The organism is Stenotrophomonas sp. STEN018 (genome assembly GCF_056760235.1).
Genome location: NZ_JBRREK010000050.1, coordinates 16,732 through 30,185 on the forward strand (window position 1 = coordinate 16,732; position 13,454 = coordinate 30,185).

Consider the following 13,454-nt stretch of genomic DNA (forward strand, 5'->3'; position numbering starts at 1 on the left):
AATCAAACGCCCTTCTGGATCACGCCGTAGAACACCATCAGTGCCGTCACCGCGATCCAGAAAATGGTCAGCGGGATGAACACCTTCCAGCCCAGACGCATGATCTGGTCATAACGGAAGCGCGGGAAGCTGGCACGGAACCAGATATACGCACTGGCGAAGAACAGCACCTTGAGCAGCAGCCACGGCCAACCACCGGTCCAGATCCAGTTGATCCACGGCGAGATGTCGGCCGTGATCCAACCCTGGAGCGGGCTCAGCCAGCCACCGAGGAAGAAGATCGAGATCAGGAAGCTGACCAGGATCATGTTGGCGTACTCGGCCAGGAAGAACAGTGCGAAGGCACCGCCGGAGTACTCAACCATGTGACCGGCAACGATTTCCGACTCACCTTCCACCACGTCGAACGGCGCGCGGTTGGTTTCGGCAACGCCGGACACCCAGTACACGATGAACAACGGGAACAGCGGCAGCAGGAACCAGTCGAACAGACCCGAATTACCCTTCTGCGCCAGCACGATATCGGTCAGGTTCAAGCTGCCGGCGGCGATCATCACGCCTACCAGCGCGAAGCCCATCGCGATTTCGTAGCTGACCACCTGTGCGGCCGAACGCATCGCACCGAGGAAGGCGTACTTGGAGTTGGAGGCCCAACCGGCGAGGATCACGCCGTACACACCCAGCGAGGTCATCGCCAGCAGGTACAGCAGACCGACGTTGGCGTTGGACAGCACCAGCTTGTAGTCGAACGGAACCACCGCCCACGCCGCGAACGACGGTGCCAGCACGATCAGCGGCGCGATGATGTACATCGCCTTGTGTGCGCTGGCCGGAGCAATGATTTCCTTGAACAGCAGCTTGGTGACGTCGGCGAAGGCCTGCAGCAGGCCACCAAGACCGACATACATCGGCCCGTGACGGACGTGCATCCAGCCGATCAGCTTGCGCTCCCACAACACGTAGAAGGCAACCGAAATGATCACCGGCATGGCGATCAAGAGGATCTTGATCACCGTCCACAGCACGATGCCGATGTCACCCAGCGACATGAACCACTGGAACAAGGGGTCGATCGCGTTTAACAGCAACTCGTTCATGCAGCCACCACCGTTACCCGAGCGGCACCCAGCGGCGCGGTTGCACCGTGGCCCGATTCAATCCACACCGTACCGGCGGCGACGCGCGCGTCGACCACAACCGACAGCGTGGCGCGACCAGCATCGGTACCGACCTTGGCCATCTGGCCTTCGCTCAGCTGCAGACGCGCGGCGTCATCGGCATTGAGCACGATGCGCGGATCATTGTTGAGCGGATGCGACTGCAGCGCCTGCGCACGACGCACAACGGCATCGGTGCGGTAGATCGCCGGGGTCGAGGCCACTTCAAAGCCCTCGCCTGCCTGCTGCGGCTGCGCCGAAGCGGCAACCTTGACCGTGACCGGCTGCAGACCTGCACGCAGACCTGCCAGATCGGTGAAACCGAAGCCGGCCAGTTGCATGTCACCGCCCAGCGCACGCAGCACGCGCCAGCCCTCGCGGGCCTCGCCTTGCAGCTTGCCACCGGCGCGGGCGACCTGGTCGCGACCGTCCAGATTGGTCAGCGTGCCGTCGATTTCCGGCAGCGCGCCGATCGGCAGGATCACATCGGCCACATCGCGGGTCGAGGTGCAGGCGAACTGGCTGAAAGCCACAACCTTGGCAGCAGCCAGCGCCTTGCGGGCAGCGGCGGTATCGGCGAAGTCCAGACCCGGCTCGATGCCGTACAGGGCGTAAGCCTTGCGCGGCTGCGCCAGCATCGCATTGACGTCCTTGCCGGCCGGCAGCACGCCAGCGCGGGCCAGGCCCAGTGCGTTGGCGCCCTGCGGGATACGGCACAGCTTGGCGCCGGTGGCAGCGGCAAACGCGCTGGCAGCGGCACGGATGGCAGCGGCCTGCGGGTGATTTTCAGCAATCGCGCCAACGATGATGACGGTGTTGTTGCCGCCCTTCACCGCATCGACCAGCTGCGCGTTGCCCAGTGCTTCAACGAAGCGCGACGGTGCAACGATCTGCTTGCCAGCCAGCTTGAACGCGAAGTCGAAATCGACCGGGTTGATCGAATGGATCTTGGCGCCATTGGTGGTCTGCGCCTTGCGCAGACGGGCGTGCAGCAGCGGCAGTTCGTGGCGGATATTGCTACCCAGCACCACGATCTGATCAGCGTGCTCGATCTCAGCCAGCGACATGCCGAAGGCTTCGGCAACCGGCGCATCGGAGAAGTCGCGGTTGTTGATGCGGTGGTCGATATTGTTCGAACCCAGGCCAGCGGCCAGGCGGGCCAGCAATGCGCCCTCCTCGTTCGACGTTGCCGGGTGCACCAGCACGCCGAGCTCGTCGCCACGGTTGGCTTCAAAGATTTCGCGGGCAGCGGCAAGACCTTCGGCCCAGCTCACTTCCTTCCACTCGCCATTGACCTTCTGCAGCGGCTTGACCGCGCGGTCGGCTGAATACAGACCCTGATGCGAATAGCGATCGCGATCGGACAGCCAGCATTCGTTGACCAGCTCGTTGTCACGCGGCACCGCGCGCAGCACTTCGCCGCGACGGGTGTGCAGGAACAGGTTGGAACCCATCGCGTCGTGGTAACCCAGCGATTCGCGAGCGGTCAGTTCCCACGGGCGTGCCTTGAACTGGAACACCTTGTTGGTCAGCGCACCGACCGGGCACACGTCGATGACGTTGCCGGACAGCTCGGTGGTCAACGGCTTGCCGTCGTAGGTACCGATCTGCAGGTTTTCACCACGCGACATGCCACCCAGTTCGTAGGTGCCAGCGACTTCAGCGGTGAAGCGCACGCAACGGGTGCACTGGATGCAGCGGGTCATCTCGGTGGCGACCAGCGGCCCCATGTCCTCGTCGACCACAACGCGCTTGCGCTCGTTGAAGCGGCTGACCGAACGGCCGTAGCCCAGCGACACGTCCTGCAGTTCGCACTCGCCGCCCTGATCGCAGATCGGGCAGTCCAACGGATGGTTGATGAGCAGGAACTCCATCACCGAACGCTGGTACTTGAGCGCCTTTTCGTTGCGGGTCTGGATCTTCATGCCATCCATGACCGGGGTTGCGCAGGCCGGCGACGGCTTGGGCGACTTTTCAACGTCGACCAGGCACATGCGGCAGTTTGCGGCGATCGGCAGCTTCTCGTGGTAGCAGAAGCGCGGAATCGGAATGCCAGCCTTGTCGGCGGCCTGGATGATCATCGAACCCTTGGGTACGACCAGGGACTGCCCATCGATATCGATGGTCACGTGATCCGGTGGTACGTTGGGATTTACCGGTTGCGCGCTCATGCGGCAGCAGTCTCCACCTTCTTGCCGTCAACCATCGAATGACCGTTGACGATGTAGTACTCGAATTCGTTCCAGAACTGGCGCAGGAAGCCTTGAATCGGCCACGCTGCCGCCTCACCGAACGCACAGATGGTGTGGCCTTCAATCTGGCCGGCAACCGTCTTCAGCTGATGCAGGTCTTCCATCGTGGCCTGGCCGGCGACGATGCGCTCCAGCACGCGGTGCATCCAGCCGGTACCTTCGCGGCACGGGGTGCACTGGCCACAGGATTCCTTGTGGAAGAACTGGCTGATGCGGCAAGCGAACTTGACGCAGCAGACGCTGTCATCCAGCACCACGATGGCACCCGAACCCAGGCCGGAGCCCAGTGCACGGATGGTGTCGTAGTCCATCGGCAGACCCTTGAGCTCCGCAGCGGTCAGCACCGGCATCGACACGCCACCCGGGATTGCGCCCTTCAGGGTGCGGCCCGGACGCAGACCACCGGCCATCGCCAGCAGGTCGTCGAAGGTAGTGCCCAGCGGCACTTCGAAGTTGCCGCCTACGGCCACGCAACCGGAGACCGAGAAGCACTTCGGGCCACCGTTGTTGGTCAGGCTCAGATTCTTGAACCACTCCGCGCCGTTGCGGATGATCGCCGGCACCGAGGCATAGGTCTCGGTGTTGTTGATCGTCGTCGGCTTGCCGTACAGGCCGAAATTGGCCGGGAACGGCGGCTTGTAACGCGGCTGGCCCTTCTTGCCTTCCAGCGATTCCATCAGCGCGGTTTCTTCGCCGCAGATGTAAGCGCCAGCGCCCAGCGCGCCATAGATATCGATATCGCAACCGCTGCCCAGCACGTTCTTGCCCAGCCAGCCATGCTTGTAGGCATCAGCCAAGGCCTGCTCGAAATGCTCGAACGGCTCGTGGTGGAATTCACCACGCAGGTAGTTGTATGCCGCGGTCGAGCCGGTGGCGTAGCAGGCGATCGCCATGCCTTCCACCACCGAGTGCGGGTTGTAACGCAGGATGTCGCGGTCCTTGCAGGTGCCCGGCTCGGATTCATCCGAATTGCAGAGGATGTACTTCTGCACATCGCCCTTGGGCATGAAGGACCACTTCAGGCCGGTCGGGAAGCCCGCGCCGCCACGGCCGCGCAGGCCGGACTGCTTGACCATTTCGATAACGTCGGCCTGCGGGATCTTCTCTTCGAGGATCTTGCGCAGCGCGGCGTAACCACCGGTCTTGAGATAGCTTTCGTACGACCACGGGGTGTCGTAATGCAGCGTGGTGTAAACCACGTTGTGCGGAAGCGGCGCCGGTCCGACCGGGCCCTTGGATTCGTGGTGTGCCATGCCTTACTCCAGCCCGTCCAGCAGCGCGTCGACCCGGTCCAGCGTCAGGCGCTCGTGGTAATGGCCGTTGATGACCATCATCGGCGCACCGGCACAGCCAGCCAGGCACTCTTCCTCTTTCTTGAGGTAGACGCGGCCGTCAGCGGTCGATTCGCCGTGCTTGATGCCCAACTTCTTCTCGCAATGGCGGACGATGTCGTCGGCGCCATTGAGCCAGCAGCTGACGTTGGTGCAAATGGCGACGTTGTTGCGGCCAACCTTCTCGGTCTCGAACATCGAGTAGAAGGTTGCAACTTCGTACGCCCACACGAACGGCAGGTCCAGGTACTTGGCCACGCCGGCGATCAGCTCGTCGCTCAGCCAGCCCTGGTTCTGTTCCTGTGCGGCATGCAGGCCCTGCAGCACCGCCGAACGCTTGCGATCGGGCGGGAACTTGGACAGCCAGTGATCGATGTGAGCGCGCGTCTTGTCGCTCAACACCACCATCGGGTCGACGTTGCGCGCCGCCTCGAAATTACCCGTCGCCTTCATCGGCCGACCTCAACGAATACCAAAAGCTGAAAAACCGATGCCTGCGGCGGCAGAACCGCGCAGGCAACGGACGATATGTGATTGGCAGGCATTACCGGTCAACCTCGCCGAACACGAGGTCGTAGGTGCCGATCATTGCCACCACGTCAGCCAGCATGTGGCCGCGTACGATCGAATCGATCGAGGACAGATGAGCGAAGCCCGGCGCGCGCAGATGGGCGCGGAACGGCTTGTTGGCACCGTCGGAAACCAGGTAGCAGCCGAACTCGCCCTTGGGCGCTTCAACCGCCGCATAGGTTTCGCCGGCCGGCACGCAGTAGCCTTCACTGAACAGCTTGAAGTGATGGATCAGCGCTTCCATGTCGTCCTTCATCTCGGCGCGAGCCGGTGGGGCGACCTTGAAGTTCTTGACCATCACCGGGCCCGGGTTCGCCTTCAGCCAAGCCACGCACTGCTTGATGATGCGGTTGGATTCGCGCATCTCGGCAATACGCACCAGATAACGGTCGTAGCAGTCGCCCTTGGTGCCCAACGGCAGGTCGAAATCGACCGCGTCGTACTTGGCATACGGCTGCTTCTTGCGCAGATCCCAGGCAATACCCGAACCACGCAGCATCACGCCGGTCATGCCCCAGGCCATTGCATGCTCCGGGGTGATCACGCCGATGCCAACGGTACGCTGCTTCCAGATACGGTTGTCGGTCAGCAGGGTTTCGTATTCGTCAACGCGACCCGGGAACTCATTGGTGAAGTTCTCCAGGAAGTCGAGCAGCGAGCCCTCGCGCGAAGCGTTCAGACGCTTCAGCGCATTGCCCTTGTGCCAACGCGATTCCTTGTACTTCGGCATGGTGTCCGGCAGATCGCGGTACACACCGCCCGGACGGTAGTATGCCGCGTGCATGCGTGCACCGGAGACTGCTTCGTAGCAGTCCATCAGCTCTTCGCGCTCACGGAAGGCATACAGCATCACCGCCATCGCGCCCAGATCGAGCGCGTTGGAGCCCAGCCACATCAAGTGGTTCAGGACGCGGGTGACTTCGTCGAACATGGTGCGGATGTACTGCGCACGCTCCGGCACTTCGATACCCACCAGGGTTTCGATGGCGCGGACATAGGCGTGCTCGTTGCACATCATCGAGCAGTAGTCCAAGCGATCCATGTAACCGATCGACTGGTTGAACGGCTTGGACTCGGCCAGCTTCTCGGTCGCGCGGTGCAGCAGACCGATATGCGGATCGGCGCGCATGATGGTCTCGCCGTCCATTTCTAGGATCAGGCGCAACACACCGTGCGCGGCCGGATGCTGCGGGCCGAAGTTCATGGTGTAGTTGCGGATCTCCTGCTTGGCTTCAGCAGGGTTGCTCGCAAAGGCCTGCGAGGCCTGATGGTATTCCTTCTTTACGTCCGCACTCACTTGCTTGCCTCCGTCTGCGCGCGCTCGCCTTCAGCAGTCTGGAAGCGGGCATCGTCGCGGATAACACGCGGCACGCCTACGCGCGGCTCGACCGAGGTCACCGGCTCGTAGACCACGCGCTTCTTTTCTTCGTCGTAACGCACTTCGACGTTGCCGATCAGCGGGAAATCCTTACGGAACGGATGGCCCACGAAACCGTAGTCGGTCAGGATGCGACGCAGGTCCGGGTGACCTTCGAAGATCACGCCGTACAGGTCGAACGCTTCGCGCTCGAACCAGTTCAGACCCGGATGGATATCGGTCAGCGATGCCACCACCGGCAGCGATTCGCTGGGGGCATAACAACGGATGCGCAGCAGCTGGTTGTGCTGGTAGGAGCGCAACTGGCAGACCACGGCGAAACGCTGCTTGGGCATGGCGTCCGGCTGGGCGCCTTCAGCGGTTTCGTGGCTGGGGAATTCACCCCAGGCGAAACGACCTGCGCCACTGCCTTCCACGCCACGACTGAAGCCGTGCGAGGAAACGTCCGAGGTATCCCACTCGTCGCTGCCGTAACCGAGGTAATCGACGCCGCACAGGTCGGTGGCGTGCTCGAAGCCGAATTCGTCACGCAGCGCCAGAGCGGTTGCGTGCCAATCGGCAACAGCCACTTCCAGCGTTACTTCGCCGCGCGGTTCGACCACCACAACCTGCGCACCGGCAAAACGGGCGCGAAGTTTATCGATGAGAGAAGGTGCTTGCTGGGCCATGGGGGCTGGCGTGCTCTTGATTTGAAAGGGGGTCAGCGTGCGATGGTCTGGGTACGCCAGATCTTCTTCTGCAGCTGCAAAATGCCGTACACCAGCGCCTCGGCCGTTGGCGGGCAGCCCGGGACGTAGACGTCCACCGGCACCACACGATCGCAACCGCGCACCACTGCATAGGAATAATGGTAATAACCGCCGCCGTTGGCGCAGCTACCCATCGAGATGACCCACTTCGGGTCCGGCATCTGGTCATAGACCTTGCGCAGCGCCGGGGCCATCTTGTTGACCAGGGTACCGGCCACGATCATCACGTCGGACTGTCGCGGCGAGGGACGGAACACCACGCCGTAACGGTCAAGATCCAGACGCGCCGCACCGGCATGCATCATTTCCACCGCGCAGCAGGCCAGACCGAAGGTCATGGGCCACATCGAGCCGGTACGTGCCCAGTTCAACAGCGCGTCAACGCTGGTGGTCACATAGCCCTTCTCGAGCAGGGGGTTATCGCCTTCAGGCCGCAGAATGTCGTCAACCCGCCCTTCCGGGACGGGGTTGTTCATCAGGCCGTCGAGAGTTTGGATCACTCCCATTCCAGCGCTCCCTTCTTCCACACGTAGATAAAGCCAAGGAACAGCATGCCCACGAACAGGCCCATGGTGACCAGCGAACGTGCGCCGAGCTCCATGAACACCTGGGTCCAGGGCACAATAAAGATGATTTCCAGGTCAAAGACGATGAACTGGATGGCGATCAAGTAGTAACGCACGTCGAACTTCATGCGCGCGTTTTCGAACGCCTCGAAGCCACACTCGTAGGCGGAGAGTTTCTCGGTGTCCGGCGAACGCGGAGCGAGGAACCGACCGATCAACATCAGCGTAACGCCGATGCCGGTGGCGACGATCAGAAACAGCAGAGACGGCAAATATTCGGCCAGCACAGCGATTCTCTCTTGCCTCTGCCCGGGACACCTGCAGGTGCCAAGGCATGGGGGATGAACGGGACTTGCCACGACGGGAAGCTGCTGCAACCCGCGTACCCGCATAAAACAATGGTGCCCAAGAGGGGACTCGAACCCCTACGACCTAAGTCGCTACCACCTCAAGGTAGTGCGTCTACCAATTCCGCCACCTGGGCTTACGTCAGCGCAGCTGCTTCGCAGTGCGCCGCGTATTGTAACCGTCTTCAGTCTTTCTGTGCGGGTTCAACGGGCTTTTCTTCGCTCTTGGCGGGAATATTTTCCGCCGGAGCCGTTGCCTGCGGCACTTCACCCACCGCAGCGGCAGCCGGAGCTGCCGGAACGGGCTGCAACTCACCTGCCGGTGCCGTCGGCGCAGCAGCCGGGGCCGCCGTTTCAACCGCACTCATCAGGCCCACGCCCTGGTCCGTCGGACGCGAGCCGTGGCTGGCGTACCACGCCATGAACAAGCTGATGCCGAAAAACACCACGGCCAGCCATTTGGTGCTCTTGGACAGGAAGTTGGACGCGCCACGCGCACCGAACACCGTACCTGACGCACCGGCACCAAAACCCGAACCAGCGGCAGCACCAGAGCCACGCTGCATCAGGATCAGCGCGATCATCGCGAGCGCCACCAGCACATAGACCACATTGAGGATCAACATCAGCATTTTTGAAATCCGTCCCGGACAATTACCCGTTAGCGACTGGCGGCCGCCCTCGCGATGGCCAGAAAATCAGCCGCCACCAGCGAAGCGCCACCTACCAGCCCGCCATCGACGTCAGGCTGTGAGAACAGCTCTGCTGCGTTGTCGGGCTTGACGCTGCCGCCATAAAGGATCGACAACGAATCGGCAATTCTAGCATCGCGCTCAGCGACTACGCCACGAATGAACGCATGCACGGCCTGCGCTTGCTCCGGCGAGGCAGTGCGGCCGGTGCCAATTGCCCAGATCGGCTCATACGCCACCACCGCCGTGGCGAAGGCCTGGACCCCGGCCAGATCCAGCACCGGCGCCAGCTGCGAGGCGATCACCGCCTCGGTCTGCGCAGCCTCGCGCTGCTCCAGCGTCTCACCAACACATAAGATTGGAATCAGGCCCGCATTGATCGCGGCAACGAACTTGCGCGCCACCAGCTCACTGCTTTCATTGTGGTACTGGCGACGCTCGGAGTGACCGACCAGGCCATGGGTGGCGCCAACGTCCACCAGCATGCTGGCCGAAACCTCGCCCGTATAAGCGCCCTTCTCGTTGCTGCTCACGTCCTGCGAGCCGAACAGCAGCTCCGTACCCTCGAAATCCTCGACCAGATCGCCCAGATACGGCAGCGGCGGCAGGATCAGCAGGCTCACACCAGCCAGCGGCAGACCTGCAGCCACCTGCCCGACCAGATCGGTGGCGAATTGACGGCTGCCATGCAGCTTCCAGTTACCAGCAACGATTTTTTGGCGCATTCAGGCATAACTCCCCGGTAAAAAGTATCGGCAAAGGATAGCCGATATGCGGACATCAGCAGGACAAACTGCAGACAACGGAAGACAAGATGCAAAAACGCCGCCGGGCCAAGGCCGCGGCGGCGTCGATGCGACAGCTACTGGAACCAGCGCCGACTTACTTCAGCTTGATCTCGCGCAGACGCTGCTCAAGGAAGCCGTGGGCGGTGATCGCCTCCGGATAGCGGCTCGGATTCTCCGCAGTGATGCACGAAGGCAGCACGTCGATCAGGAAATCCGGGTTCGGGTGCAGGAAGAACGGCACCGAATAACGCGGATTGCGCGCCAGCTCACCCGGGGGATTGACCACGCGGTGGATGGTGGACGGGTACACATGGTTGGTCAGGCGCTGCAGCATGTCGCCGATATTGACCACGATGGTGTCGGCGTCGGAGGTGAACGGCACCCACTCGCCTTCATGCGACTGCACTTCCAGGCCGGCCGCACTGGCACCGACCAGCAAGGTGATGAAATTGATGTCGCCATGCGCGCCAGCACGCACATTGGGGATATCGTCGGTGGTGATCGGCGGGTAATGGATCGGACGCAGGATCGAGTTGCCGTTATTGGTCTTGTCGGCGAAGTAGTTCTCCGGCAGACCGATGTGCAGGGCCAGTGCCGACAGCACCCGCGAACCCAGCTGGTCGAGCTTCTGGTACAGGCCGTAACCGTGCTCCTTGAAGCCCGGCACTTCGCTCGGCCACAGGTTCGGCGGCATCACTTCGCGGTACTTGGAGTCATCGCCGATCTCGCGACCGATATGCCAGAACTCCTTCAGATCGAAGTGCGAGGAACCCTTGGCTGTTTCCACACCGAACTGGGTATAGCCGCGCGCGCCACCGCCGCCAGCGATGTGGTACTGCTTCTTCACATCTTCCGGCAGGGCGAAGAACGCCTTGAACACGTCATACGCTGCGTCGATGTCCGCCTGCGGAATGCCGTGATTGCGAATACCCGCAAAACCCCACTCACGATACGCCGCGCCAAGTTCAGCCACGAAGGCGTCACGGTCAGTATCAAAACGGGTGATATCGAGGGTGGGAATACGGGAACTCATACAAAACTCCAAAGAAGGGAACGGGACGCCGGTTATTGAAACCGACGTCCCGGCAACACCACTATGATCCAGCTCAAACCTGTGCGGTAGCCGAACGAACCGCGCCAGCCAGTGCCTCAAGGGTGGCGGTCATCAGCCCGGCCTCATCGGCCTCGACCGTGACCCGCACCACCGGCTCGGTACCCGAAGGCCGCAGGAATGCCCTGCCCCGCCCGGCCACCGCTGCCTGGGCGGCGGCAAGCGCAGCCTGCACCGGCGCACTGGCAACAACTTCGCGCGCGCCCGCTTCCAAGCGTACATTGATCGTCTTCTGCGGCACCATCACCAGCCCCTGCAGGGCCTCCCGCAGATTCACACCGGCACCGCCGAGCACTTCCAGCACCTGCAACGCGCTGACAATCGCATCACCGGTGGTGGCACGGTCCAGGCAAAGGATATGGCCGGAGGCTTCACCACCCAGCACGCCCTTGCCCTCGACCAGCGCCTTGTGTACATAACGGTCGCCGACATTGGCGCGGACGAACGGAATGCCCAGACGCTCCAGCGCCTGCTCCATCCCGTAGTTGGTCATCAGCGTACCCACCACCGGACCACGCAGGCGGCCATTGGCCTGCCAGGCCTTGGCCAGCACGTATAGCAAACCATCGCCATCCACTGCGGCACCGGTGTGATCAACCATCAACACGCGGTCACCATCGCCATCGAAGGCAATGCCGATATCGGCACCAACCTCGGTTACTTTGCGCGCCAGGCTATCGATGTGCATGGAGCCAACGCCATCATTGATATTGATGCCGTTCGGCTCGGCACCAATCGCTGTCACGTCCGCACCCAGCTCGCGGAACAGCAGCGGTGCGACGTGATAGGTGGCGCCGTGGGCGCAGTCGAGCACGACCTTGAGCCCACGCAGGTAGAAATTGCGCGGCACGCTGGCCTTGCAGAATTCGATGTAACGACCGACCGCATCGCGCGCACGGACCGCCTTGCCCAACTGCTCGGACTCCACCGTCGAGAACGGCTGATCCATCGCTGCTTCCAGCGCCAGCTCGGTGGCGTCATCGAGCTTCTCGCCTTCGGCCGAGAAGAACTTGATGCCGTTGTCGTAGTGTGGATTGTGCGAGGCACTGATGACGATGCCCGCATCGGCCCCCAAGGTGTGCGCAAGGAACGCCACCGCCGGAGTCGGCATCGGCCCAATCAGCTGCACATTGGCACCTGCAGCCACCAGACCCGCTTCCAGCGCCGACTCGAACATATAGCCGGAGATGCGCGTGTCCTTGCCGATAACCACGGTCGGCTGCTGGCCGCCGCTGCGCGCGACCAACACGCGACCCAGCGCATTGCCGACACGCAGCACGAAATCAGCAGAAATAACGCCCTTGCCGACCCGGCCACGGATGCCGTCGGTGCCAAAATACTTGCGCGTGCTCATCAGGCGGCAGCTTCCTCATGCTGCGGCTGACGCCCCAGCATGGCCAGCAGGTCGGCCAGGCGGTCACGCATTTCGCGACGGTCGCAGATCTGATCGATGGCGCCGTGCTCAAGCAGGAACTCCGAGCGCTGGAAGCCTTCCGGCAGCTTTTCGCGCACGGTCTGCTCGATCACGCGCGGGCCAGCAAAGCCGATCAGCGCCTGCGGCTCAGCGATATTGATATCGCCGAGCATCGCGAACGAGGCCGACACACCACCCGTGGTGGGATGGGTCAGCACCGAGATGTAGGGCAGGCCGGCTTCGCGCAGCTTGGCCAGCGCGGCCGAGGTCTTGGCCATCTGCATCAGCGAGAACAGGCCTTCCTGCATGCGTGCACCGCCGGAGGCGGAGAAGCAGACATACGGGGAGCCAATCTCCAGCGCAGTTTCAGCGGCCAGCGCGAAACGCTCGCCGACCACCGAGCCCATCGAACCGCCCATGAAGGCGAAATCGAACGAAGATGCCACCAGCGGGCGGCCCTTCAGCAGGCCGCGCATGGCGACCAGTGCGTCGTACTCGCCAGTGTTCTTCTGGCTGGCCTTGATGCGCTCGACGTATTTCTTCTGGTCCTTGAACTTGAGCACGTCGGTCGGCCCAAGGCGGGCGGCGATCTCGCTGGTGCTGTCAGCATCAAACAACGAGGCCAGGCGCGCGCGCGCGCGGATGGCCATGTGGTGCCCGCACTTCGGGCAGACCTCAAGGTTTTCTTCCAGCTCCGGGCGGTACAGGGCCGCGCCGCAGCTACTGCATTTTTCCCACAGCCCCTCGGGGACGCTGCGTTTTTTGGAGGGCGTGTTGTCGGTACGGATGCCGGACGGCATCAACTTGCTGAGCCAACTCATGCGGGATGACAATTCCGTTCAGGGTGGCCTTGCGGCCACGACAGGGCCCACAGTCTAGCTCACCACTGCGACCAAGTCGCAGCACCGGTTCTGGCGCAACCCCTACTACTGCGTATGTTTGCAGCGTCGTTCCGGACCGTGCCCAGCTAAATGCCGGGACACTGTAGTGGGGGGGGGGGGGGGGGGGGGGGGGGGGGGGGGGGGGGGGGGGGGCGGGGGGGGGGGGGGGGGGGGGGGGGGGGGGGGGGGGGGGGGGGGGGGCGGGGGCCCGCCGCGCG

The 13,454-nt window shown here is 62.8% G+C and carries 13 protein-coding genes and 1 tRNA gene; all 14 read right to left on the reverse strand.

The window, feature by feature from the left end:
- Positions 1-2: 2 nt before the first annotated feature.
- Complete coding sequence (gene nuoH, locus ACVOMB_RS16760; RefSeq protein WP_481532213.1) at positions 3-1,097, reverse strand: NADH-quinone oxidoreductase subunit NuoH; 1,095 nt, start codon at positions 1,095-1,097, stop codon at positions 3-5.
- Positions 1,094-3,328: an NADH-quinone oxidoreductase subunit NuoG gene (gene nuoG / locus ACVOMB_RS16765; protein WP_481532214.1), complete on the reverse strand. Its 2,235-nt coding sequence runs from the start codon at positions 3,326-3,328 to the stop codon at positions 1,094-1,096. Before nuoG ends, nuoH begins: the two co-directional genes overlap by 4 nt.
- A complete protein-coding gene (gene nuoF / locus ACVOMB_RS16770) occupies positions 3,325-4,662 on the reverse strand; it encodes an NADH-quinone oxidoreductase subunit NuoF (RefSeq protein WP_481532215.1) in 1,338 nt (445 codons plus the stop codon). The genes nuoG and nuoF overlap by 4 nt, the downstream gene beginning before the upstream one ends.
- 3 nt (positions 4,663-4,665) lie before the next feature.
- Positions 4,666-5,193 carry an NADH-quinone oxidoreductase subunit NuoE gene (gene nuoE / locus ACVOMB_RS16775; protein WP_481532216.1) on the reverse strand — a complete coding sequence of 176 codons (528 nt, stop codon included), beginning with the start codon at positions 5,191-5,193 and terminating at the stop codon, positions 4,666-4,668.
- A 91-nt stretch (positions 5,194-5,284) separates the two neighbouring features.
- Positions 5,285-6,514, reverse strand: coding sequence for an NADH-quinone oxidoreductase subunit D (locus ACVOMB_RS16780; protein ID WP_481532222.1), 1,230 nt, complete (start codon positions 6,512-6,514; stop codon positions 5,285-5,287).
- Between the two features lie 89 nt (positions 6,515-6,603).
- Positions 6,604-7,356 carry an NADH-quinone oxidoreductase subunit C gene (locus ACVOMB_RS16785; protein ID WP_481532217.1) on the reverse strand — a complete coding sequence of 251 codons (753 nt, stop codon included), beginning with the start codon at positions 7,354-7,356 and terminating at the stop codon, positions 6,604-6,606.
- Between the two features lie 32 nt (positions 7,357-7,388).
- Entirely contained in the window at positions 7,389-7,943 is a 555-nt protein-coding gene (locus ACVOMB_RS16790) for a NuoB/complex I 20 kDa subunit family protein (RefSeq protein ID WP_017354657.1), read from the reverse strand.
- Positions 7,934-8,290, reverse strand: coding sequence for an NADH-quinone oxidoreductase subunit A (locus tag ACVOMB_RS16795; RefSeq protein ID WP_057626704.1), 357 nt, complete (start codon positions 8,288-8,290; stop codon positions 7,934-7,936). Before ACVOMB_RS16795 ends, ACVOMB_RS16790 begins: the two co-directional genes overlap by 10 nt.
- 112 nt (positions 8,291-8,402) lie before the next feature.
- Positions 8,403-8,487 (reverse strand) — tRNA-Leu (locus ACVOMB_RS16800).
- 48 nt (positions 8,488-8,535) lie between these two features.
- Positions 8,536-8,982: a preprotein translocase subunit SecG gene (gene secG, locus ACVOMB_RS16805; RefSeq protein WP_481532218.1), complete on the reverse strand. Its 447-nt coding sequence runs from the start codon at positions 8,980-8,982 to the stop codon at positions 8,536-8,538.
- A gap of 29 nt (positions 8,983-9,011) precedes the next feature.
- Complete coding sequence (gene tpiA, locus ACVOMB_RS16810; protein WP_481532219.1) at positions 9,012-9,767, reverse strand: triose-phosphate isomerase; 756 nt, start codon at positions 9,765-9,767, stop codon at positions 9,012-9,014.
- Between the two features lie 157 nt (positions 9,768-9,924).
- Positions 9,925-10,863 carry an isopenicillin N synthase family dioxygenase gene (locus tag ACVOMB_RS16815; RefSeq protein ID WP_481532220.1) on the reverse strand — a complete coding sequence of 313 codons (939 nt, stop codon included), beginning with the start codon at positions 10,861-10,863 and terminating at the stop codon, positions 9,925-9,927.
- 73 nt (positions 10,864-10,936) lie between these two features.
- On the reverse strand, positions 10,937-12,295 hold the full coding sequence (gene glmM, locus ACVOMB_RS16820; RefSeq protein ID WP_481532221.1) for a phosphoglucosamine mutase: 1,359 nt from the start codon (positions 12,293-12,295) through the stop codon (positions 10,937-10,939).
- Entirely contained in the window at positions 12,295-13,176 is an 882-nt protein-coding gene (gene accD, locus ACVOMB_RS16825; RefSeq protein WP_481508930.1) for an acetyl-CoA carboxylase, carboxyltransferase subunit beta, read from the reverse strand. Before accD ends, glmM begins: the two co-directional genes overlap by 1 nt.
- Between the last annotated feature and the right edge of the window lie 278 nt (positions 13,177-13,454).

Bases quoted from the DNA above. Each gene is read 5' to 3' on its own strand.
- nuoH (WP_481532213.1), bottom strand. From the start codon at position 1,097: ATGAACGAGTTGCTGTTAAACGCGATCGACCCCTTGTTCCAGTGGTTC.
- nuoG (WP_481532214.1), bottom strand. From the start codon at position 3,328: ATGAGCGCGCAACCGGTAAATCCCAACGTACCACCGGATCACGTGACC.
- nuoF (WP_481532215.1), bottom strand. From the start codon at position 4,662: ATGGCACACCACGAATCCAAGGGCCCGGTCGGACCGGCGCCGCTTCCG.
- nuoE (WP_481532216.1), bottom strand. From the start codon at position 5,193: ATGAAGGCGACGGGTAATTTCGAGGCGGCGCGCAACGTCGACCCGATG.
- ACVOMB_RS16780 (WP_481532222.1), bottom strand. From the start codon at position 6,514: ATGAACTTCGGCCCGCAGCATCCGGCCGCGCACGGTGTGTTGCGCCTG.
- ACVOMB_RS16785 (WP_481532217.1), bottom strand. From the start codon at position 7,356: ATGGCCCAGCAAGCACCTTCTCTCATCGATAAACTTCGCGCCCGTTTT.
- ACVOMB_RS16790 (WP_017354657.1), bottom strand. From the start codon at position 7,943: ATGGGAGTGATCCAAACTCTCGACGGCCTGATGAACAACCCCGTCCCG.
- secG (WP_481532218.1), bottom strand. From the start codon at position 8,982: ATGCTGATGTTGATCCTCAATGTGGTCTATGTGCTGGTGGCGCTCGCG.
- tpiA (WP_481532219.1), bottom strand. From the start codon at position 9,767: ATGCGCCAAAAAATCGTTGCTGGTAACTGGAAGCTGCATGGCAGCCGT.
- ACVOMB_RS16815 (WP_481532220.1), bottom strand. From the start codon at position 10,863: ATGAGTTCCCGTATTCCCACCCTCGATATCACCCGTTTTGATACTGAC.
- glmM (WP_481532221.1), bottom strand. From the start codon at position 12,295: ATGAGCACGCGCAAGTATTTTGGCACCGACGGCATCCGTGGCCGGGTC.
- accD (WP_481508930.1), bottom strand. From the start codon at position 13,176: ATGAGTTGGCTCAGCAAGTTGATGCCGTCCGGCATCCGTACCGACAAC.